The organism is Paraburkholderia bonniea (assembly GCF_009455625.1).
Taxonomy (GTDB): domain Bacteria; phylum Pseudomonadota; class Gammaproteobacteria; order Burkholderiales; family Burkholderiaceae; genus Paraburkholderia; species Paraburkholderia bonniea.
Genome location: NZ_QPEQ01000001.1, coordinates 951,187 through 971,619, shown reverse-complemented (window position 1 = coordinate 971,619; position 20,433 = coordinate 951,187). Strand labels below are relative to the sequence as shown.

Below are 20,433 nucleotides of genomic sequence, written 5' to 3'. Positions count from 1 at the left end.
CCGCTCATGATCCACTTTTCCGCATTGCACTCGCGCCACGACCGCGCGGGACGTTCACGCCCCTACGCCATGGCCTGCGCGCGCCTGACGCTGGCGCTCGCCACATTCACCTTTGGCGCTGCCAGCGCTTTCGCCCAAGCGGTCTATCCTGGGCCGGATGCCGCCGCCAATGCGTTCGTGGATGCGCTCGCCAGCAACGATCACGACGCCATGAAGCATGTTCTCGGCAATGATTTCGGCCGTTTCATCCCAACCCGGGAACTGGGTGAGGACGATATCTATGCGTTCCTCGGCGCGTGGGCGCAAGGCCATGAGATCGTCAATGACCCCACCCCGAGCCATGGCCGCCCGAGTGCGCATCTTGCGGTGGGCACCAGCGGCTGGACCTTGCCCGTGCCGCTGGTACAAACGGCGAAAGGCTGGCGTTTTGATCTGGCCGCAGCGAAGGATGAAATTCTGACGCGGCGGATTGGCCGCAACGAGCATGCCGCGATGATGACCTCGCTGGCCTACCTGGATGCGCAAAACGACTATCACGCGCAAACCCAGCGTTACGCCCAGCGCATTGTCAGCACGTCTGGCCAGCGCGACGGACTGTACTGGCCAGCCGCAGCAGATGCCACGCCAAGCCCGCTTGGGCCGCTGGCCGAGGTGATGGCGCAAACAGGGGGAATCAAGAATGGCGAGGGATATCACGGCTATCACTACCGGATCTTGACGGCGCAAGGCCCTCACGCGAAAGGCGGCGGGCAAAGCTATCTGGAACAAGGCGCAATGACCAAAGGCTTTGGCCTGATCGCCTGGCCGGTTGAATATGGCAAAACCGGCGTGATGAGTTTTATCGTCAACCAGGAGGGACAGCTGTATCAGAAGAACCTCGGGCCGAAATCAGCGAGCGCGGCTGCCGCGATCAAAACGTTCGACCCTGATCCTTCATGGCAAGCCGTGCAGCCGTGAAGTAGTTGTGCCGTCAGGCTGCTGTGTTGTAAAGCAACGCTTTGCAGCACAGCCAGCCGGGCTGGTGTGAGTGGCTCCGGCAAAAGCTGGTAAGACCTGGCGAGAAGCGGCCCCGGCGGAATTTGGCACAGCCTGGCGGGGGCGGCCCCGGCAGAGTCTGGCACAGCCTAACGAGCGGCGGCCCCGGCAAAAGCTGGCAAAACCTGACGAGGGGCCACCTCGCCCGCACAGCGTTGCTATGCCAATCCTTACCGCCGCCCTTTCCTCATCAAGCTCCGCGCTCCCGTCCGAACCGCACGCGCCACAGGCTTTCGAGCGAATACAGCGCCAGCGCCGCCCAGATCGCGCCATAGCCCACCAGCCGGACTTCGCCAAACGCTTCCTGATAAATCAACACGCCTAGCAAAAGTTGCAGCGAGGGAGTGATGTACTGAATCAAGCCGAGCAGCGATAGCTGAATCCGGCGCGCGCCTGCGGCAAACAGCAGGAGTGGCACGGCTGTAATGGGTCCGGCCAGCACCAGCAGCAGCTTGATGCCCAGCGAGGCGTCAGCGAAGCCGCTTTCGCCTTGAGCCGCCATCAGCCCGAGATACACCACCGCCAGGGGAAACAGCAGCATGGTCTCCAGCGTGAGCCCTTCAAGCGCGCCCAGTTTGGCAGTCTTGCGCAAGAGCCCGTAGCCGCCGAAAGTCAGTGCCAGCGCCAGGCTGATCCATGGTGGCTGGCCATTTTGCCAGGTAAGCCACAGCACGCCTGCCGCCGCCAGCGCGACGGCTAGCCATTGCACACGCCTTAAGCGTTCGTGGAGAAAACCAAAACCGAACAGCACGTTCACCAGCGGATTAATGAAGTAGCCGAGGCTGGCTTCGACGATATGCCCGGCGTTCACGGCCCAGATATAAAGGCCCCAGTTCGTCGAGAGCAGGACCGCGCTGGCGGCAAAGCGCGCCAGCAGACGCCGGTCGCGCAGCACCGGGCCGAGCCAGCGCCATTGCTGGCGCACGGTCAGCACGACGAACAGGAACAACATCGACCAGACCATCCGGTGAGCCAGCATTTCCAGCGCGGAGATTTGATGCAGCGCTTTGAAATACACGGGGAACAGGCCCCAGATCACAAAGGCAAGGAATGCGTAGATAACGCCGGGATTCATGTTGGACAACCAGCAAAAAGAAAGGAAAGAAGAAAAAAACGTGTCGGCTGGCCCGGCTGGCAAACACCCTGGAGGCCGCACGTGCCGCGATTGTATGCCTGCCTGGCAAGCGTCTGCACGCTAGCTATCCCGGCATTTACCGTATGAACCTTATTTCGCTGACCTGATACACCGGCACGCAGGTTTTGCGACAATAGCGGCTTTTTTGCGCGGCTGGCGGCTGGTGGCTGGTGGCTGGCGGCTGGCGGCTGGCGGCTGGTGGCTGGTGGCTGGCGGTTTGCTTTACGACAAGCGCAGCAAAAGCCACGCGTGCTTCAAGGCTAGCGCGGCAACTCAGACAAAGACGGCTGACGACCACGGCAATGCTGCAATGCTGCCGCGCGCCGCCCGGCCCCTCACCGTCACACTCCTTTCTCTCACCTTCCCGGCCCTGGTCGGCACTGGGCACCATGGCACTTCCCGATATCAATCTTCTGTATTCCCTCTCTGGCCTGTTCGTCGGTTTTCTGGTTGGGTTGACCGGCGTTGGCGGAGGCTCGTTGATGACGCCGATCCTGGTGCTGCTGTTCGGGGTCCATCCCGCGACAGCAGTCGGCACCGATTTGCTTTACGCCGCCGCCACCAAATCCGTGGGCAGTTGCGTGCATGGTCTGAAAGGCTCCATCGACTGGCACATCACGTTGCGGCTCGCCGCAGGCAGTGTGCCTGCGGCAGCCGTCACGCTGCTGGTGCTGCATCGCTACGGCATGCATGCGCCGGGCACTAGCCTGCTCATCCTGAACGTGCTGGGTGGTGCGTTGCTGCTCACTGCGCTGGCGCTGGTGTTTCGGCCGCAACTTGCAGCTCTCGCCGCACACCGCAACCAGGGCCCCACCCAGGCGCGAGCGCTCGGCATGACCGTGCTGACCGGCGCGGCACTGGGAGCGCTGGTGTCGCTCACCTCGGTGGGCGCGGGGGCCATCGGCGTGACAGTGTTACTGCTGCTGTATCCGCTGCTGCCGACCACCCGGATCATCGGCTCCGATATCGCTCACGCGGTGCCACTCACTTTGCTGGCGGGCACAGGCCACTGGCTGCTGGGATCGGTTGACTGGGCCATGCTGCTGTCGCTGCTCATCGGCTCGCTGCCCGGCATCGTGCTGGGCAGCCTGCTTTCGTCACGCGCCCCCGATGCGCTGCTGCGGCATATTTTGGCCGCGACGCTGGCGCTGGTCGGCCTCAAGCTGATCGTGGCTTAAGGACGGCAAGCGTCCGGCTTGCCTGGCGTATGCCGCGTAGTTGAGGTGCAATTGCCGCTAGCATTCCCACCGCCACTAGCCGAACACTGCAGCAAGTAGCCGCTAGCGGCGGCTAGCGGCGGCAGGCATCAGATGCCCGGGTAAACGGCTGCAGCAAAATCCGGTGTGATTAAAGCGCGCCATGCGCGCGCGGCACGCACGGTCACTACGCTGGGACGCAGTGGTTCAGTGGTTCAGTGGTTCAGTGGTTCAGTGGTTCAGTGGTTCAGTGGTTCGGTAGTTCAGTGGCTCAGTGATTCAGTAGCTCAACAACCCAACAACTCGCACAACCAGTCACTGAGGCGTCGCCGGGCTGGCATAACTGCGGCATCCGCACCACGCCCAGGCTCTCGCCCAGCAAAAAGCGGCCTGCCCGCGCGGAACATCAACTCCGCGCGGGCAGGCCGCTTAGCGTTACTTCATCTGCGCCAGACCTGGATCAGATCCGCGTCAGGCCAGACACCAGACACCAGATGCCGGATAAAAACCAGGCGATCTCGCCCAGCTCATCTCGCTATCTGTTTCCAGTTATTCGCGCCCATTCCATTTACTGAGACTGGACCGACAGCTTGTTCTGCACCGATTTCACGCCTGCCACGCTCTTCGCGGCCTGCGTCGCCAGATCAATCTGGCCTGCGTCAGGCACCGAACCCGTCAGCGTCACCGAACCATTGCGGGCGCGTACCGAGATTTTCGAGACGTCAATGCCCTGAGCCTTGGCCAGCGCACCGCGTACCTTGCGGCCGAGCGCACCGTTCGCATGCTTGCTGGATGACTTCGCTGCGGGCGCAGCCGCTGCTGGCGCGCTTGCCATCGTGCCCGCTGCCATCGCGTCACTGCCTTGCGCCGACACCTGGCACGCAACTGTCAGTGCCAATACACCACCCAGCATCTTCATCAACTCGACCGATTTCATCACTTCTCTCCTTTTGACTTCGATTTAGACCGCCTCTAACCAGCGGCTCAGGAACAACATCCGGCAATTCATCCGGTACAACCTGCGGCAATCCAGCGGACCCGCAAAAGGCATGACGTGACGCGCCATGCCGCAGGCCCGTTCTGGCGAACGTATGAGATATGAGAGGCGGGAAGCAGTACAGATACAGAAAACCAGGCGTGGGCCAGTGCGAGCCGTCTGAATGCGGTGCTAGCTGGCGGGCCGGGCTTATCGCATGATGCTGGCTGCCTGGGTCCGGCTAAAGGAGCCGGTTCGACTCGGGAGAAGACACAGGCAAGTTGCGACAGCGCCGCACAATTTAATCCAGCCAGGCCAGAAGCGCAAAGAGTTTCATCAACTGCGGCCAAAGCTCTCATACAAAGCGCTGGGGTAATGAAGCGGATGTAGCAGCGGAAGCAGCAAAAGAAACAAAAAAACAAGAAACAACTGGGAGTAACGAGAAACACCGAAAAGCAACAACGTCCAGACACACTCACGCACGCCGTCAGCGCACTCCAGCGACACCCAGCCGCACTTCCACCACACGCTTGGCCGCTGTCAATCTCGGTTACCATCTGCGCCAATCCCGCCTCGCCAGCCCTTTCAGCGCTTCAGATGCTCACGCCGAAGCGCCTGGCTGATGCCCGGCCCTGGTTTTTTCCTCGCATGCACCGTCTCATGAAGCCATCTTCCGCGCGCAAACGCCCGCCTCGCCTTGTCGCCCGTTTCGTCGCCATCTCCTGGCGTGATCTGGCCGTGTCGTTTGGCCCCATCGTGCTGATCTGCGCACTGGCAATCTGGGCTGCGGTGCGCCTGATCCAGCCCGCCCCGCCCACCACGTTGACCATCAGCGCAGGACCCGTCGGCAGCTCGTTCTGGAATTCCGCGCAAAAGTACAAGGCGATCCTCGCGCGCAACCACATCACGTTGAACGTGCTGGCGTCCGAAGGCTCACTGCAAAACCTGAAACGCCTGGCAGAGCCTGGCACCACGGTCGATGTCGCGTTCATTCAGGGGGGGCTGGCACCCGATGCGCCTCATGCCGGCCTGGTCTCGTTAGGCAGCGTGGCGTATGTGCCGCTGGTGATTTTTTATCGCGGCCCTACGCTCACGCGCTTGTCCCAGTTCGCTGGACAGCGCCTGGCGATTGGCGCGGAAGGCAGTGGCACGCGTGAGCTCGCGCTGGCGATCCTCAAAGCCAATGGCATCACGCCCGGTGGCTCAACCGCGTTACTGCCGCTCTCCGGTGAAGATGCCGCCCAGGCGCTGATCGCCGGGCAGGTCGAAGCCGCTTTTCTCGCGGGTGATTCTGCTCAGCCAGCGGTGATGAGCAAGCTGTACCGCACCCCCGGCGTGCAGTTGTATGACTTTGTCCAGGCCAACGCCTACGCCAGGCGCTTTCCGTATCTGACCAAGATCACGCTGCCCATGGGCTCGTTCGATCTGGGCCGCAATCTGCCGTCGAAACCGGTGTATCTCATCGCGCCAACGGTCGAACTGATCGCGCGTGAGAGCTTGCATCCCGCGTTGTCTGATTTGCTGATTGAGGCTGCCCGTGAAGTGCATGGCAAGGCGAGCCTGATGCAACATGCCGGTGAGTTTCCCGCCCCACTGGTGCATGACTTTCCGGTCAGCGACGATGCCGCGCGCTATTACCAGTCAGGCAAGAGCTTTTTGTACCGAACCTTGCCGTTCTGGCTCGCTAGTCTCGCGGACCGTCTGCTAGTGCTTCTGGTGCCGCTGATCGTGGTGCTGATTCCCGGGATGCGGCTAGTGCCAGCGTTGTATGCGTGGCGGGTCAAATCGCGGATTTACCGCTGGTACGGCGCGTTGATTGCGATTGAGCGTGGTGCCTTCAGTGACATCACACGGGCCGAGCGCCAAACGCTGATCGAACGGCTCGATGTGATTGAAGAATCCGTCAATGGGCTCAAGATGCCACTCGCCTACGCGGACCAGTTTTACGTGCTGCGCGAGCATATTGGCTTCGTGCGCTCGCGGCTGCAGCGTGGACGTCATGCCAGCCAGGACGTCCAAGATGCCCCGCAGAACCCGGACGGCACCTCCACCGCGAGCACTGCGCCGGATCATCCAGCGGCCTGACTCGCTGGCCTCAGGCAATGCAGCCTTGGCCCCGCGCCGAGGCTCGCCACTGGCTCAACTCGCCACTCAGCATCACCCATCACCGAAGCGCGCGGCAGGGTCGCGCCTGGCGGCTGCGGCACAGCACAGCACAGCAGCGGCAATAGCAACGGCAGCAGCAAGAACACGGCACCGGCACCGGCACCGGCACCGGCAACATCAACGTCACTGCTACTGCTACCGCCACTGTTACTGCCACCGCTACCGCTACTGCTACTGCTACTGCTACTGCTACTGCTACTGCTACTGCCACCGCCACCGCCACCGCCACCGCCACCAACAACTCCACCGTCAACACCAACACCAGCAACGTCACCACCAGCCCAGCGTAAGATCCACGCAGCGCTCTCACCCAGCGTGGACACCTCCTGCCATGACAGGCCTTCCGGAGACACCATGACGCATGCTCTCGACGCAACTCAGCCCCTGTGGTTTTACGATTTCGTCTCACCCTTTAGCTATCTCTTGCTGGAGCAGCACGAGAAATGGCCCAACCTGCCATTTATCCCGACTCCGGTGCTGTTGCGCGAAATCTATCGTCATTGGGGTCAGCGCTCCGCCTACGGCGTGCCAGCCAAACGTTGGTTCACTTACCGCCACGCATTGTTTCGCGCAGAACAACTAGGCATCCCGTTCAAAATGCCGCCGGCCCATCCGTTCGATTCCAGCGCCGTAATGGGTCTGGCGCTGACGATGGGAGCGGATACGGCCTGTGTGCGGGAAATTTTCCGTTTTATCTGGCGCGAAGGACGTGACCCATCCACTGCCGAAGGCTTCGCCAGCCTGGGCGAGCGCCTAGGGTTAAGCGACGGCGCAGCACGCGCCGCCAGCGACGAGGGGCAGGCGCAATTGCGGCGCAATACCGACGAAGCGCTGGCACTTGAGGTGTTCGGCGTGCCGACATTTCGCTTGGGCGGACAGTTGTTCTGGGGGGAAGACGCGCTACCAATGGTGCTGTATTGCGCTCGCACGCCAAACTGGCTGGAATCGAAGGAAGTGAAGCGGATCAGCGCGTTGCCGTCAGGTCTGGGGCTGGATTAAGCGCCGCAGTACCTGTGAGCGTGGCCGTGACGGTCATTGCGGGGGCAAGAAACACTAGCGTGGCACCGGGCCCCTGCGCCAGAAGACAAACAGAAGCCCGGCGCTTGACGACGAGCGGCAAGCGGCAAGCGGCCCAGGCAATGAGCATTTTTAGAGGCTGTTTTTAGACAAGGACAAAGGGGACGATGCAAGCAAAGCTTCAGGCGACGACGAAACCGAAGACTCCAGCGATGCCCCAGACGACTGCAGGGTCGGAGTCCAGGTCGAAGTCAAATTTGGCGTGGGGATTGCAATTGGCGCTGAACTTGGAGCTAACAGTGATTTCCGGGTCAAAGCCAAAACCAAAGACTGAGTCCCGGCCGGAATCGAAGCCCTAGCCCAAGGCGATACGCCAGATGCAAGCGGCGGTTTGCCAGGCTTGCTGAGCGCCTCCTGCCTGACGGCCTCCGTCAGCAAATCACCCATGATCTTTTCAAAAAATGCGGTATTGGAAAAACGCGTTACGGGCTTCAGCGTAGTCGAGGCAAGCGCATTAATCACCACACACATCGTATAGCAGGCCGCGAGAATTTCCCGGCTAATTGCCAAATTTCGATCTGCAATAGCAAGAAATGCCTCCTCAATTTCCCGCTTATAACGAACGGTTGAAAAGTTATTTTTTTCTGGATTTATCTTGCCTTGAATTTGATCCAGTTTACAGCGCAAAACATCATGCGTATAAACTATCAGGGGGCCAATCATGTTAGAGCAAACATCTTCACCAGCAAAATACTCAAGCAGCACCTTAATCTGCCCTTCCAGCTTTTTACTTCTGGAATCAACATGCAGCCTTAAAACTGCGTAAATTTCCGGTCTACTATAAGGCTTGGAATGGGCCGAATCTCCCGTAGAACGCTGAAACATCAAACCCTTTTCATTTTTATTTTCTATGGCAAATTTATAAAAAACACTGACTGCCTCGAAAAATTTCTCCAGATTTTCTTCGGTTTCCTGCTCCGGCTTGAGAAAATCAAAAGTCATGCACTGTGCCAGATCATCACGAACCGCCCGATTAGTCATCGCAATATAAAAATCGAAAACCCTGCTCAATAGCCGAATCTCGCTCGGCCCAGCCTCTGGGAAAGCCTCGCTTAGCTTCGGATTATTGCATCTGACATATTCTTTTGAGAACAAATCAGGCCCCGCAAAAAAACCTTTGCACAAGTGATCTTGAATAAACCTGATGCCCGGACCCAGCTCTTTTTCAAGTTTCAGCAGACTGCGGACCTCAATTTTCAGATCTCCATGCTCAATCTTTTGGTCCTCTAAATTAACCGGCACCATTGTCTTAAATGGCGATTCAGGGCGATTTTTCTCATCAAAAATGCCTTTCGGATCAGATGCTCCCTGCTCATTAAAATAACTCAAATCACGACATTCCCACAGCCCATCAATAGTAAAATCTTTTAACTTCTGCCCTTTCGCCAGTTCGACCTTGCCCTTCAAAAGGGCAGGGTCGCACAAAATATGATGGATATTAATATTTTTCGGAATATGCTTCTGACTGGCATGATAATCAAAATTCAACTTCTGATATTCGCTCGCACGCGTGGTATCACCACTGGTTTCCTGGCTCACCACCGGATTAATTTCATTATAATCAATCAGCGACTTAACCAAATTAGATAATTTTTGACCAATCGGTTTGGACATATTTTTAAACTCAAATCGTGAGAATATTCCGGACTATTCAGAAAATAATTTCTGCTCGTACTCGGCATCCGGCACTGAACCCCCTGCTCAGCTTGAGTAACACGGCAGACCAGCGAGTTCCAGCAACGGAGGCGATTCCGGCCAAAAAATACGGCGCATGGCGCAGCCGCTCATCAGACCACCTTGGCCCAAGGCCCTAAACGGGCTGCGCCATGCGCCGCAATGACGGCAGTCCAGGCCCCGCCTCGCGGTGAGCCCGGGAGCGCATGCACAACAGCTCCGCGCAGACCGCCAGCGCAATCGAAGCCGGGGCTTTGTCAGCGATGCCGGGCACGCCAACCGGGCACACCATCGCACCAATCCGGGCCGGATCAACGCCGCGCTCCAGCAAGCGCCGCTCGAATTTCACTCGCTTGGTGTGCGAGCCAATCATGCCGAAGTAAGCGAAATCGCCACGCCGCAGGATGCGCTGCGCCAGCGCGAAATCGAGCGCATGGTCATGCGTCATCACCAGAAAGTACGCCCCGGGCGGCGCGGCATCGACCAGCGCCTCGGGCGTATCGGTGGCTTCGATCTGGACGTTGGCGGGGGTTTCATCGGGAAACTGTTCATCGCGGACATCCACCCACTGCACCACGCAGGGTAAGCGCCCTAGCAGCGTAACCAGCGCCTGGCCCACATGGCCCGCGCCAAACAGCAGCAGATGAAACAGCGGTGGCAGTGCCTCATCGCGTGGGGTTTGAAGCGGGCTATGAAGCGGGTTATGAAGCGTCGTCTGCCGTGGCAGAACGGGCAGAACCGCAGCGGTAAGCGCCGCGGCAGGCTCAGCGCGGCGCATCACTCACCTCAGCCACTGATGTTGATGCTGATACCGACGCAGCGGATGCAGCCGACGCCGCCGGCGCACAGGCAGCGCGCACCGCCTCCACTGCCGCGAGAATCGCTTCGCTAGTGGCGGGTGCGTTCAACGGCGGATTCACCCTCACAGCCCCTGAAGCATCCGCGTCATCCGCAACGCTCGCCACCGCATCCCTAAGCGCGAAGAACACCGCGAACGACAGCAACAATGGCGGCTCCCCACCGCTTTCGAGCGATGAATGCTGTCCACCGCATTGCGGTTGTTGAACAGCTTCACGTGGAATGCTGGCGGGCAATCGTTCGTCGCTGGAATCTTGTACGTGGATGGCGCGTGGGTCGTCAGCAGGCCGTCCTGGTTCCAGCACAACTCTTCTGTCGTCAGCCAGCCCATGCCTTGAATAAACCCGCCTTCGACCTGGCCCAGATCCAGCGCGGGATTGAGCGACGCGCCCACGTCGTGCAGCAAGTCGGCGCGCAGCACCCGCATTTCGCCGGTGAGGGTGTCGATCACGACTTCAGCGACTGCCGCGCCATACGCGTAGTAATGAAACGGATGCCCTTGCAGCGTGGCCGCGTCCCAGTGCAGCCCGGGCGTAGCGTAAAAACCATCGGACCACAATTGCACCCGGGCCAGATAGGCGGCAGCGACCACCTCGGTGAACGGCACCACGGTCGCGCCAATCGTTACGCAATCGTTGGCGAAACGCACTTCGGCGGGCGTGATGCTCGCCTGGCCGCTTACTACTGCGGTGGCGCCTGTGCCTGTGCCTGTGCCTGTGCCTGTGCCTGTGCCTGTGCCTGTGCCTGTGCCTGTGCCTGTGCCTGTGCCTGTGCCTGTGCCTGTGCCTGTGCCTGTGCCTGTGCCTGTGCCTGTGCCTGTGCCTGTGCCTGTGCCTGTGCCCCAGCGCGTCGCGGCGAACGCCGCGAGACGCTCACGCACCTGGCTTGCCGCGTGCTGCGCGGCCTTGCCATTCAGGTCGGCCCCTGTCGAAGCGGCCGTGGCGGAGGTATTCGCCACCTTGCTGGTGTCGGCCGCGCTCACCCGGACACGGCTCAGGCTTAGCCCGAACTCCTGGGCCACCACCTGCGCAACCTTGGTATTGAGCCCCTGTCCCATCTCGGTGCCGCCGTGATTCACCAGAACCGAGCCATCCACGTAGAGATGCACCAACGCGCCCGCCTGGTTCAGATGCGTCACGTTGAAAGCAATGCCGAACTTGACCGGGGTCAGCGCCAGGCCTTTTTTCAGCACCGTGCTGCCTGCATTGAACGCTCGCACTACCGCGCGCCGCGCCCGGTAGTCGCTGCTCGCTTCCAGCTCGTCCAGCAGCTCGGGCAAGACGTTGTCTTCGATGATCTGGCCATACGGCGTCTGATTGCGCTCCGTCTGGCCATACAGGTTGCGGCGGCGGACATCGAGCGGATCGAGTTGCAGCGTGCGCGCGATGTTGTCGATGATGTATTCGATCGCAAACGCCCCCTGGGGGCCGCCAAAGCCGCGAAACGCGGTGTTCGACTGGGTGTTGGTGCGGGCGCAAAAGCCTTCGATCTGCACATGCGGCAACCAGTACGCGTTATCGAAATGGCAGATTGCGCGCGTCATCACCGGCCCTGAGAGATCGGCGGAAAAACCGCAACGCGAAGTCATGTCCAGCGCCACGCCTTCGATCAAGCCGGTGTCGTCGTAGCCCACCTCATAGCTGTAGTGAAAATCGTGGCGCTTGCCGGTAATCAGCATGTCGTCGTCACGGTCGGCGCGCAGTTTCACCGGGCGTTGCAGCTTCCACGCGGCGAGCGCCGCGCAGCACGCGAACAGGCCCGATTGCGATTCCTTGCCGCCAAAGCCGCCCCCCATCCGGCGGCATTCGACCTGCACGCTGTGTGCGGGCAAATTGAGCAGATGCGCAACCAGTTGCTGCATCTCGGACGGATGCTGGGTCGAGCACCACACATGCAGGCCGTGATCTTCCTGCGGTGACGCGTAAGCCACCTGGCCTTCGAGATAAAACTGCTCCTGGCCGCCCAGCAGCATTGCGCCGCGCTCGCGCCGCGCCGCTGCGCTGATCTGGCTGCTGGCGTCGCCCCGGGCCAGCTTCATCGGCGGCAGCACCTGGGCTCCCGCTGCGCGGGCCTGCGTTGCGCTCAGCAACGCAGGCAGCGGTTCGTAGACCACTTGCGCAGCCCGTGCCGCGCGCCGCGCAACCTCATGCGACACAGCAACCACGAGGAACACCGGCTGCCCGACGTACTGCACGACGTCATCTGCCAGCACCGGATCATCGTGAATGATCGGGCCGCAATCGTTCGCCCCCGGAATCTCCGCTGCGGTGTACACCGCAACCACGCCGGGCATCGCGCGCACGGCATCCAGCGCGACAGAAACCAGCCGTGCATGTGCGTGGGTCGAGAGGCCCAGCGCGGCATGCAGCGTGCCAGCTAGCAGCGGGATGTCATCGGTATAAAGCGCTTCGCCGCTGACGTGCAGATGAGCGGATTCATGCGGCGGCGAAACCGGCTCCCGGGTGAAGGCGCTGGACGCATTGGACGCATTGGACGCATTGGGTGTGTTGGGTGTGTTGGGTGTGTTGGGTGTGTTGGGTGTGTTGGGTGTGTTGGGTGTGTTGGGTGTGTTGGGTGTGCTGGGTGTGCTGGGTGTGCTGGGTGTGCTGGGTGTGTTGGGTGTGCTGGGTGTGCTGGGTGTGCTGGGTGTGCTGGGTGTGCTGGGTGTGCTGGGTGTGTTGGACGCATTGGACATGCCAGAAGTGCCGGACGCACTGGACAAAGGCTGAGCCAGAAATGATGAAGCGGCGGGCTGGTTCATGCGAAAAATCTCCGGGAGCGGCGGGCTGTGCTGGATAGGGGCATGGGCGTGTGGGGTGAACGCAGGAGGTCAGCAGTCAACACATGGGGCTCAAACCGGCTGGCCGGTGAGCGGCACGGCGCGGACATCCAGCGCTTGCGGCAGCAAAGGCTGATGCGGGCGGGTTTCGAGCCAGAAGCGATACAGCAGGTTTTGCGCGGCCTGCAGGCGATAGGCGCTGCTCGCGCGCATATCGCTCAGCGGCGTGTAATCACGGGCGAGCGCTTGCATCGCGGCGCGCACCGTCGTGTGATCCCACAACGCATCAGCCAGCACCGCTTCAGCGTGGGGCGCACGCTGTGGCGTAGCAGCCATGCCGCCGAAGGCGATACGCGGCAAGCGCACGTGCTCACCCTCAGCGATAAACGAGAACGCCGCGCACACCGCGGAAATATCCGAGTCGAAACGCTTCGACAGCTTGTAGGTTCGAAAGCGCAATGGTGCCCATACGCCGCTGCGCATCGGCACCTTCACGCTGACGACGAACTCGTGCGCGGCAAGATCTTTCTTCTGATAGGCGAGGTAAAAATTTTCGAGCGGCAGCTCGCGTGTCGTGATGCTGCCGGTGCTGCCGGTGCTGCCGGTACTCCCCTGGCTCCCGAGCACCACATGCGCGCCTAGAGCAATCAGCCCCGGCATGGCGTCACCAATCGGTGAGCCATTGGCGAGATTGCCGCCCAGGGTGCCCGCGTTACGGATAGGCAACGAAGCGAAACGCCGCCACATGTCGCGTAGCTCGGGATAGTGCTGCGTCAGCGCGGCATACGCACGCTCCAGCGTGACGCCCGCGCCGATCTCGATCCAGGCGGGCCCCACCTCGATCTGCTGCAATTCAGCGATTTGCCCGAGATAAACCAGATCGCCCAGCTCGCGCATCTGTTTGGTAACCCACAGGCCGATATCGGTGCTGCCTGCCAGCAGCCGTGTGGCGGGGTGCGCGGCCTTGATCCCGGCCAGCGCCTCCAGTGTGCGTGGCGCGCTGAACTGCGGTCCGCGCTCGCCATGCGGGCGGTAATGGAAGGTGTCGCTGCGCTGCAATTGCGTCAGCGTGGCCGCCAGCGCCGCCAGATCGAGTGGCGCGGCGGGCGCGGGCAGCGTGAACATGCGCTGCGCCGCATCGAGAATCGGCCGGTAGCCCGTGCAGCGGCACAGGTTGCCACTGAGCGCGTCGCTGATCGCCTCGCGCGTGGGCGGTGTGATGGTGGCACCGGCAACGCCCGTGGCACCCGCTGCAGCGCCCGCTTCAGCACCATGCTGCTGATATAGCGCCCACATCGACATCACAAAGCCCGGTGTGCAAAAACCGCACTGTGAGCCGTGACAGTCCACCATCGCCTGCTGCACCGGATGCAGTGAACCATCCGGCTGACGCAAATCTTCGACGCAAAGCAGTGCACGCCCATCAAGCGTCGGCAGAAACTGGATGCAGGCGTTGACCGCCTTGAAGCTCATGCCGCCGGAGGCCTCCACCTCGCCCAGCACCACCGTGCATGCGCCGCAATCGCCTTCCGCGCAGCCCTCCTTGGTGCCGGTGCAGTGCGCGTCCTCGCGCAGATACTGCAAAACCGTGCGGGTCACCGGTGCCTCGCTGATCTCGCGCACGGCACCACGGTGATAGAAGCGAATGGGCTGATTCATGGCAAAAGGCTCGTCTCGAATAATGGAATGGGGGATGGTTCTGTGTGCCGCCAGCGCAGCGCGGGTGCTAACTGCGAATGCGCGGATAGAGCCCTGGCTCCTGAAACCGCACTGCCAGTCATCGCTAGTCACGAAGGTTAGAACGCTAACACCGGCAATAAGTGCGCCCCATAAGCCAAATCACATGCAGAAGATGTGCTTAAGCCCATAGAGGGGCAACCGATGCCGGATCGGCGCGGCATGCGGTTTCAGCGGGTGTAACGGTTCCATGGGAAAATCGCGCTTTTCGCCGTTTTCAATTGTCGTTTTCCCTATGCCTAATGATGCAAATTCTGGCTTGAGCGCTCGCTTCAAGCCTCACGCCGCGACCGGGCAGATTCTTCCCGTGGTCTTTTTCACCTTTCTTTGCTACCTCACGATTGGCATTCCGCTCGCGGTTCTGCCGGGCTACGTCCATGGCGATCTGGGTTACAGCACGATCCTCGCCGGAGCAGCGATCAGCATGCAGTACCTCGCAACGCTGGCGTCGCGGCCGCTAGCTGGACGCTGCGCGGACACTCTCGGGCCGAAGAAAACCGTGACGCTCGGGCTGAGCGGCTGCGCGCTAAGCGGCGCGCTGCTGCTGGCGGCGGCGCTGCTCCAGCACTGGCCTGTGTTCAGCCTGATCCTGCTGGTGCTGAGCCGGCTGGCGCTGGGCTGCGGTGAGAGCCTGTGCGGCACCGGCGCGATTCTGTGGGGCATCGGCCGGACCGGGCCATCGAACAATGCCCGGGTAATTTCATGGAACGGCATCGCTACCTACGGCGCGCTCGCCGCTGGCGCGCCGCTTGGCGTGGCGCTAGCGCATACGTTTGGCTTTGCTGCGCTGGGGCTGGCCGTGCTGGCGCTGGCTGCGCTCGGTTATACGCTGGCGCGCCGGGTCGCCCCCGTGCCGGTGGTCCATGGCGAGCGTATGGCATACCGCAGCGTGTTCACCCGAGTGCTGCCGCACGGGCTTGGGCTGGCGCTCGGTTCCGCTGGATTTGGCTCGATTGCGACGTTTATCACGCTGTTTTATGCCGCGCGCCACTGGCCGAATGCCGCGCTTTCGCTGACCGTGTTCGGCACCTTGTTTATCGGCGCGCGGCTGCTGTTTTCCAACGCGATCCGCAATTACGGCGGCTTTCGCGTGGCGGTGGTGTCGTTCTCGATTGAATGCGCGGGCTTGCTGATGCTGTGGCTGGCACCCGATGCGCAGATCGCGCTGGCAGGTGCCGCGTTGACTGGCATTGGCTTTGCGCTGGTGTTTCCGGCGCTGGGAGTCGAAGCGGTGGCTCTGGTACCGCCCGCCAGCCGTGGCTCGGCGCTGTCGGCGTATTCGGTGTTTCTGGATTTGTCGCTGGGCATTACCGGGCCACTCGCCGGGTTTATCGCCGGGCAGTTCGGCTATAGCTCGGTGTTTTTGTTTGCCGCGCTGGCTTCGGCGGCAGCAGCAGGATTGTCGCTGGTGCTGTATCTGCGGAATGGGCGAAATGAGCAAGGCGGGCAAGCAGCGGCAGGTTAGGGGCGGGTGCCGGGCATAACAGGGCATCAGGTGTGGCTTGGCTGGTGACCAGCGACCGGCTAACGCGAGTTTCGGGTGCTCATTCAGGTGCTCATGCAGATGCTCAACTCGAAGCGGCATGTCGTGCCCGATGCTGCGCCGCTGCGCTGGCCAGCATCATCAGTGTCAGGCGGGCATCCGCTTCAGACAGCCACGCCCCCCCCACATCGGCAGGCCTGTGTCCACGAGCCCACTCTCCCGGCAAAAAAACAGGCCCTATCCAGCCGATTAATTCATCGACCCGATAGAGCCCATTACGGCAACCCTCAACCGCCCTACTTCACCTTTTGCGGATCGAGCTTCTTGCCGGTTTCCTTGTTATAGCGCTCGACGTATTCCTCCATCAGGTGACGCAACGCGCGGCCGATCTTGCGGTAGTCGGATTCGTTCAGGTTAGCCAGCGAGACCCGTCCCGACGGATGCTTCGTGCCGAAGCCGCGCCCTGGCAGCAGCACCACGCGGGCTTCGCGGGCCAGGCGGAACAGCAGCTCTGACGGCTCGGTATTCTTGAACAACCATTCGACAAACTCGCGGCCAAACGCCCGTTCACCCAGAAACTCCAGATCCAGAATCGTGTAGTAGTCCACCTGATTGGGATCGTCGTCTTCAAACGAAATCCCAACCTCTTCATACAGCGCTCGCTTGCGGCTGCGAATCAAGCGCTTCAGCGCGTTCTTGTACGCGTCCGGCGTATCCATCAGCGAGAACAACGAGAACAGCACCATCTGCACCTGTTGCGGTGTCGACAGCCCAGCCGTGTGATTCAGCGCGACGGTGCGGCTGTCGGCCACCAGGCGGTCGATGAACTTGAGCTTGTCCGGCTCTGTCGTGATCGACTCGTAACGCTTGTGCAATTCCTGTTTAACCGCTTTCGGCAACTCGGAAATCAGCCGGTCGAGCACGTTGTCGTGATGCGTGGCAATCGTGCCCAGACGCCAGCCCGTCGCGCCGAAGTATTTCGAATACGAATACACGAGGATGGTGTTTTTCGGTGCCAGCGCGAACAGCGACACGAAGTCGTCAGCAAAGGTGCCGTACACATCGTCGGTCAGCAAGATCAGGTCCGGACGCTCCTTGATGATTTCCGCGATGTATTCAAGGCTTTCGTCGCTCATCTTCACCGAGGGCGGATTGCTCGGATTCACGAGGAAGAACGCTTTGACCTTCGGATCGCGCAGCTTGTCGAGTTCCTTTTTCGAGTACTGCCAGCCGTTTTCGACGTCGGCGTTCAGGTTCACGACGTTCAGGTTGAAATCGTTCAGACGCGGAATTTCGATGTACGGCGTGAAGATCGGCATGCCGAGCGCGATGGTGTCGCCTGGCGCAATCAGGTGGTTCTCGCGCATCGTGTTGAAGATGTACGTCATCGCAGCCGTGCCGCCTTCCGTGGCGAACACATCGAAATCGCCGATGAACGGCTGCTTGCCAATCATCTCGCGCCGCAGGTATTGCCCGACGATCACTTCCGACAGCTTCAGCATGCGGTCCGGCACGGGATAGTTCGACGCGAGAATGCCTTCGCACATCTCATAGAGGAAATCGCCCGCACTCAGGCCCAGCTGGTCACGCACGTAGGACACCGCGCCGCGCAAAAAGTCGATGCCTGGCACGCCACGGTTTTCGCGCAGAAACAAATCGAAGCGCTCGGTCAAGCCCTCGCGCTGCGGAAAGCCACCCACGCCTTCTGGCAGGAACGCAAACGAGCGCTCGGATTCGCGCATGGCAAACAACCCAAGCTGCCAGAAGCCATGCCGCGGCAGCGTCGCAAGAAAGTTCGGATTGCCGCGCCCAGCATTGAGCATGGCCACATTGGCGGCCCGTTCAACCGCCCCACCGCCCGCTGCTTTAATCAGTTCATCCTTCAGCTCGAACGGGCTGAGTGCGGCCAGTTTGGCCTGTTCACTGCTGCTTTTGCCTTTGGTCATGATGCGTTCTCCGGTAACAGGAAATGAGGGCGCCAGGCGAGCGGTGAGGATTGCACCGCTCGCGCCAGGGCCAAGAGAAAAATCACGGAATAAAAACGGAAAAAGTACCGCGCGGACTGCGCTCAATACGCTCAATACGCTCGTTGCGCTAGACCAGCCCGACCACCAGCGGCCCGAGCAAGGTCAACGCAACGTTGGCAATCGCATAGGTAATCGCAAAAGGCACGGTTGGCACGGCGCTTTCGGCCTTGTCGAGCACACCACCGAAGGCGGGGTTAGCACTGCGCGAGCCGGACAGCGCGCCAGCGAGAATCGCCGCGTTGTTATAGCCCAGCACATAGCGGCCAAACAACATGGTCAGCAGCAGCGGGAACAGCGTGACGAAAACGCCCAGCAGAAAGATCGTCATGCCGCTTTGCTTGACGGTCACGATGGCCTGCAAGCCCGAGTTCAGTCCAACCACCGCGACGAACGCCGCGAGGCCAAAGTCTTTCAGCAACTGCGAGGCCGCCGATGGCATCACGCCATACATCGGGTGCTTGCCGCGCATCCAGCCAAACAGCAGACCCGCCAGCAGGCAGCCGCCGCCCGAGCCGAGTGTCAGCGGAATGCCCGCCACATTCACCACGATCAAACCGATCAGCAAGCCCAGCACCAGCCCGACGCCCATATAGATGAAGTCGGTCTTGTTGCTGTATGGCAGCTCGTAGCCAGCGGCATCGACTGCGCGCTTGGTGTCCTTTGCCAGGCCGTAAAAAGTGATGACGTCACCGTGCTCGAGCTTGGTTTCCGGCATCACCGGCAGAGGCTGCCCAGCACGCATCGCGCCCTGGATAAACACCCCGTGACGCAGTTCGCGGTCAACCCGTGACCGCACTTCGGCAATCGTCGTATGGTTCATGCCCTTGCGCGTGAACACCCCCTGGCGGGTCTGCATCACGAGACCACCGCCATCCATCTGGCTCACTTCGGGGCCGATCTGCGGCGCGGCATCCACCATGCCTTCGCGCCGGCCCACGATGAAGACCACGTCATCCGGCTGCAACACGGTATCGGGCGTGGGATCAAGGGCTTTACCGTTGCGCTTGATGCGCTCAATCGTAATCAGGTCGTTCTGCCCCATTTCGATCTCAGCGACCTTGCGTCCCGCCGCCTGCTTCACGCTATAAGCGCGGCCGACGAGATCAGGCAACGCGGGCAACTGCCCTGGTGCCGGCGCACTGTGGCCGCCTGAGAGCGCTTTTTCGGCTTCGATGGACGCCTCGCGCAGCCCTTGCCCCATGAACTTCGGCAGGATATTCACGCAGACGATGATCGCCCCGAGCGAGCCGAACACGTAGGTCACGGCATAGGCAATCGCCACATCGGACTGCAACGCCTTGACCTCAGCGGCAGGCAGGCCCAGACGGGCGATCGCATCGCCCGCCGTGCCGATGATGGCCGACTGGGTCAGCGCACCGCCCGCCAGACCTGCGGCCAGGCCCTTGTTCAGATGGAACAGCTTGGCGCAGATCACCACGGTAACCAGCGCGGAGACGGCAAGAAACAGCGCCATTGCAATCTCACGCAGGGTTTTGCGGTTCAACGAGTTGAAAAAGCCCGGGCCGGAGTCGTAACCCACGGCATAGATAAACACCGCGAACATCACGGATTTAACGCCGTTGTCGATCGTCACGCCCGCCTGGCTGATTACCACGGCCGCTAGCAGCGAACCACCCACACCGCCTAGCTGAAACTTGCCGAAGTTGATCTGACCCACGAAATACCCCACGGCCAGCGAGAGGAACAACGCGATCTCAGGTGATTTTTGAAAGATGTCATGTATCCAGGTCATGGTGTCCTCGCAGTGAATACGGAGTTCGTGTTCATGGCATTTTTTCCTAACGGGTATCTGGCGATAATTCAATGAAAAAGCGCCAGTTTTTTTCGACGTTTATTGCATAAAACACAATAGTAGAGCCAGCCGAAATGCGCATGGCATCGACCTGAAAAACAATGAGAAAAGACAATACGCAGAATTGCGCTGCCTGCACGATACGGCAATAAGCGGGCAAGATCTAGTCTCATCCGGCGCAATTTTTATCTGGGCCACAGCATAGCGGTTTAATCGCTTTCTCCAGCACCATATGGCACGCGCCAAGCCCAGCGCCATAGGTCAAATCAGTAAAATATCCCAGAAAAATATGCCTGATCAATATAACCATGTGCCATAGATGGGAAATGAAAAGTTCTGTTTTTATGCTAAACAAGACTAACCCATACCATTCAGAGTTATTTGAATAATTTATGTCTATCGGGAAAATTTTTATTGTGCTATGCGTTATTTTTTATTGCCTGTAATTCGTCATTCATCGTAATTACGCGCGCCCCT

At 60.6% G+C, this 20,433-nt stretch carries 14 protein-coding genes; 5 read left to right on the top strand and 9 right to left on the bottom strand.

What is annotated here, in order from left to right:
- The first annotated feature begins 6 nt into the window (after positions 1–6).
- Complete coding sequence (locus tag GH656_RS04230; protein ID WP_425495846.1) at positions 7–957, top strand: DUF2950 domain-containing protein; 951 nt, start codon at positions 7–9, stop codon at positions 955–957.
- 268 nt (positions 958–1,225) lie between these two features.
- Here GH656_RS04230 and rarD read toward each other — a convergent pair whose 3' ends face one another.
- Positions 1,226–2,110 (bottom strand): EamA family transporter RarD, encoded by an 885-nt coding sequence (gene rarD / locus GH656_RS04225; RefSeq protein ID WP_153074734.1) that lies wholly within the window; start codon positions 2,108–2,110, stop codon positions 1,226–1,228.
- Between the two features lie 449 nt (positions 2,111–2,559).
- On the opposite strand from rarD, the gene GH656_RS04220 reads away from it, so the two are divergent.
- Positions 2,560–3,348: a sulfite exporter TauE/SafE family protein gene (locus GH656_RS04220; RefSeq protein WP_153074733.1), complete on the top strand. Its 789-nt coding sequence runs from the start codon at positions 2,560–2,562 to the stop codon at positions 3,346–3,348.
- 586 nt (positions 3,349–3,934) lie between these two features.
- On the opposite strand, the gene GH656_RS04215 is transcribed toward GH656_RS04220, so the two are convergent.
- Positions 3,935–4,303: a BON domain-containing protein gene (locus tag GH656_RS04215; protein WP_153074732.1), complete on the bottom strand. Its 369-nt coding sequence runs from the start codon at positions 4,301–4,303 to the stop codon at positions 3,935–3,937.
- 699 nt (positions 4,304–5,002) lie between these two features.
- Here GH656_RS04215 and GH656_RS04210 point away from each other — a divergent pair.
- Positions 5,003–6,427, top strand: coding sequence for a TAXI family TRAP transporter solute-binding subunit (locus tag GH656_RS04210; protein WP_153074731.1), 1,425 nt, complete (start codon positions 5,003–5,005; stop codon positions 6,425–6,427).
- Here the strand turns inward: GH656_RS04210 and GH656_RS04205 are convergent.
- The gene (locus GH656_RS04205; protein ID WP_174769689.1) at positions 6,412–6,864 is read right to left on the bottom strand and encodes a hypothetical protein; all 453 of its coding nucleotides are present in this window, start codon (positions 6,862–6,864) and stop codon (positions 6,412–6,414) included. The genes GH656_RS04210 and GH656_RS04205 overlap by 16 nt on opposite strands.
- On the opposite strand from GH656_RS04205, the gene GH656_RS04200 reads away from it, so the two are divergent.
- On the top strand, positions 6,863–7,507 hold the full coding sequence (locus GH656_RS04200) for a 2-hydroxychromene-2-carboxylate isomerase (RefSeq protein ID WP_153074729.1): 645 nt from the start codon (positions 6,863–6,865) through the stop codon (positions 7,505–7,507). The genes GH656_RS04205 and GH656_RS04200 overlap by 2 nt on opposite strands.
- 150 nt (positions 7,508–7,657) lie before the next feature.
- Here GH656_RS04200 and GH656_RS04190 read toward each other — a convergent pair whose 3' ends face one another.
- The 4 genes from GH656_RS04190 to xdhA form a co-directional block, all read right to left on the bottom strand.
- Positions 7,658–9,199 (bottom strand): hypothetical protein, encoded by a 1,542-nt coding sequence (locus GH656_RS04190; protein WP_153074727.1) that lies wholly within the window; start codon positions 9,197–9,199, stop codon positions 7,658–7,660.
- 196 nt (positions 9,200–9,395) lie between these two features.
- Positions 9,396–10,037, bottom strand: coding sequence for a xanthine dehydrogenase accessory protein XdhC (xdhC, locus tag GH656_RS04185; protein WP_153074726.1), 642 nt, complete (start codon positions 10,035–10,037; stop codon positions 9,396–9,398).
- Between the two features lie 144 nt (positions 10,038–10,181).
- A complete protein-coding gene (xdhB, locus tag GH656_RS04180; RefSeq protein WP_246184201.1) occupies positions 10,182–12,878 on the bottom strand; it encodes a xanthine dehydrogenase molybdopterin binding subunit in 2,697 nt (898 codons plus the stop codon).
- Between the two features lie 90 nt (positions 12,879–12,968).
- On the bottom strand, positions 12,969–14,555 hold the full coding sequence (gene xdhA / locus GH656_RS04175) for a xanthine dehydrogenase small subunit (RefSeq protein ID WP_153074725.1): 1,587 nt from the start codon (positions 14,553–14,555) through the stop codon (positions 12,969–12,971).
- Between the two features lie 313 nt (positions 14,556–14,868).
- On the opposite strand from xdhA, the gene GH656_RS04170 reads away from it, so the two are divergent.
- On the top strand, positions 14,869–16,098 hold the full coding sequence (locus tag GH656_RS04170) for an MFS transporter (RefSeq protein ID WP_153074724.1): 1,230 nt from the start codon (positions 14,869–14,871) through the stop codon (positions 16,096–16,098).
- Between the two features lie 314 nt (positions 16,099–16,412).
- Here GH656_RS04170 and GH656_RS04165 read toward each other — a convergent pair whose 3' ends face one another.
- Together GH656_RS04165 and aspT are read right to left on the bottom strand one after the other, a co-directional pair.
- Positions 16,413–18,062, bottom strand: a complete 1,650-nt coding sequence (locus tag GH656_RS04165; protein WP_153074723.1) for a bifunctional aspartate transaminase/aspartate 4-decarboxylase — start codon at positions 18,060–18,062, stop codon at positions 16,413–16,415.
- A 148-nt stretch (positions 18,063–18,210) separates the two neighbouring features.
- Complete coding sequence (gene aspT, locus GH656_RS04160; protein ID WP_153074722.1) at positions 18,211–19,896, bottom strand: aspartate-alanine antiporter; 1,686 nt, start codon at positions 19,894–19,896, stop codon at positions 18,211–18,213.
- Positions 19,897–20,433: the final 537 nt, after the last annotated feature.

Excerpts from the sequence above, each read along its gene's own strand:
- GH656_RS04205 (WP_174769689.1), bottom strand. The coding sequence starts at position 6,864 with ATGGTGTCTCCGGAAGGCCTGTCATGGCAGGAGGTGTCCACGCTGGGT.
- xdhB (WP_246184201.1), bottom strand. The coding sequence starts at position 12,878 with ATGAACCAGCCCGCCGCTTCATCATTTCTGGCTCAGCCTTTGTCCAGT.
- GH656_RS04165 (WP_153074723.1), bottom strand. The coding sequence starts at position 18,062 with ATGACCAAAGGCAAAAGCAGCAGTGAACAGGCCAAACTGGCCGCACTC.
- aspT (WP_153074722.1), bottom strand. The coding sequence starts at position 19,896 with ATGACCTGGATACATGACATCTTTCAAAAATCACCTGAGATCGCGTTG.
- GH656_RS04190 (WP_153074727.1), bottom strand. The coding sequence starts at position 9,199 with ATGTCCAAACCGATTGGTCAAAAATTATCTAATTTGGTTAAGTCGCTG.
- xdhA (WP_153074725.1), bottom strand. The coding sequence starts at position 14,555 with ATGAATCAGCCCATTCGCTTCTATCACCGTGGTGCCGTGCGCGAGATC.
- rarD (WP_153074734.1), bottom strand. The coding sequence starts at position 2,110 with ATGAATCCCGGCGTTATCTACGCATTCCTTGCCTTTGTGATCTGGGGC.
- GH656_RS04210 (WP_153074731.1), top strand. The coding sequence starts at position 5,003 with ATGAAGCCATCTTCCGCGCGCAAACGCCCGCCTCGCCTTGTCGCCCGT.
- GH656_RS04200 (WP_153074729.1), top strand. The coding sequence starts at position 6,863 with ATGACGCATGCTCTCGACGCAACTCAGCCCCTGTGGTTTTACGATTTC.
- GH656_RS04170 (WP_153074724.1), top strand. The coding sequence starts at position 14,869 with ATGCCTAATGATGCAAATTCTGGCTTGAGCGCTCGCTTCAAGCCTCAC.
- GH656_RS04230 (WP_425495846.1), top strand. The coding sequence starts at position 7 with ATGATCCACTTTTCCGCATTGCACTCGCGCCACGACCGCGCGGGACGT.
- xdhC (WP_153074726.1), bottom strand. The coding sequence starts at position 10,037 with ATGCGCCGCGCTGAGCCTGCCGCGGCGCTTACCGCTGCGGTTCTGCCC.
- GH656_RS04215 (WP_153074732.1), bottom strand. The coding sequence starts at position 4,303 with ATGAAATCGGTCGAGTTGATGAAGATGCTGGGTGGTGTATTGGCACTG.
- GH656_RS04220 (WP_153074733.1), top strand. The coding sequence starts at position 2,560 with ATGGCACTTCCCGATATCAATCTTCTGTATTCCCTCTCTGGCCTGTTC.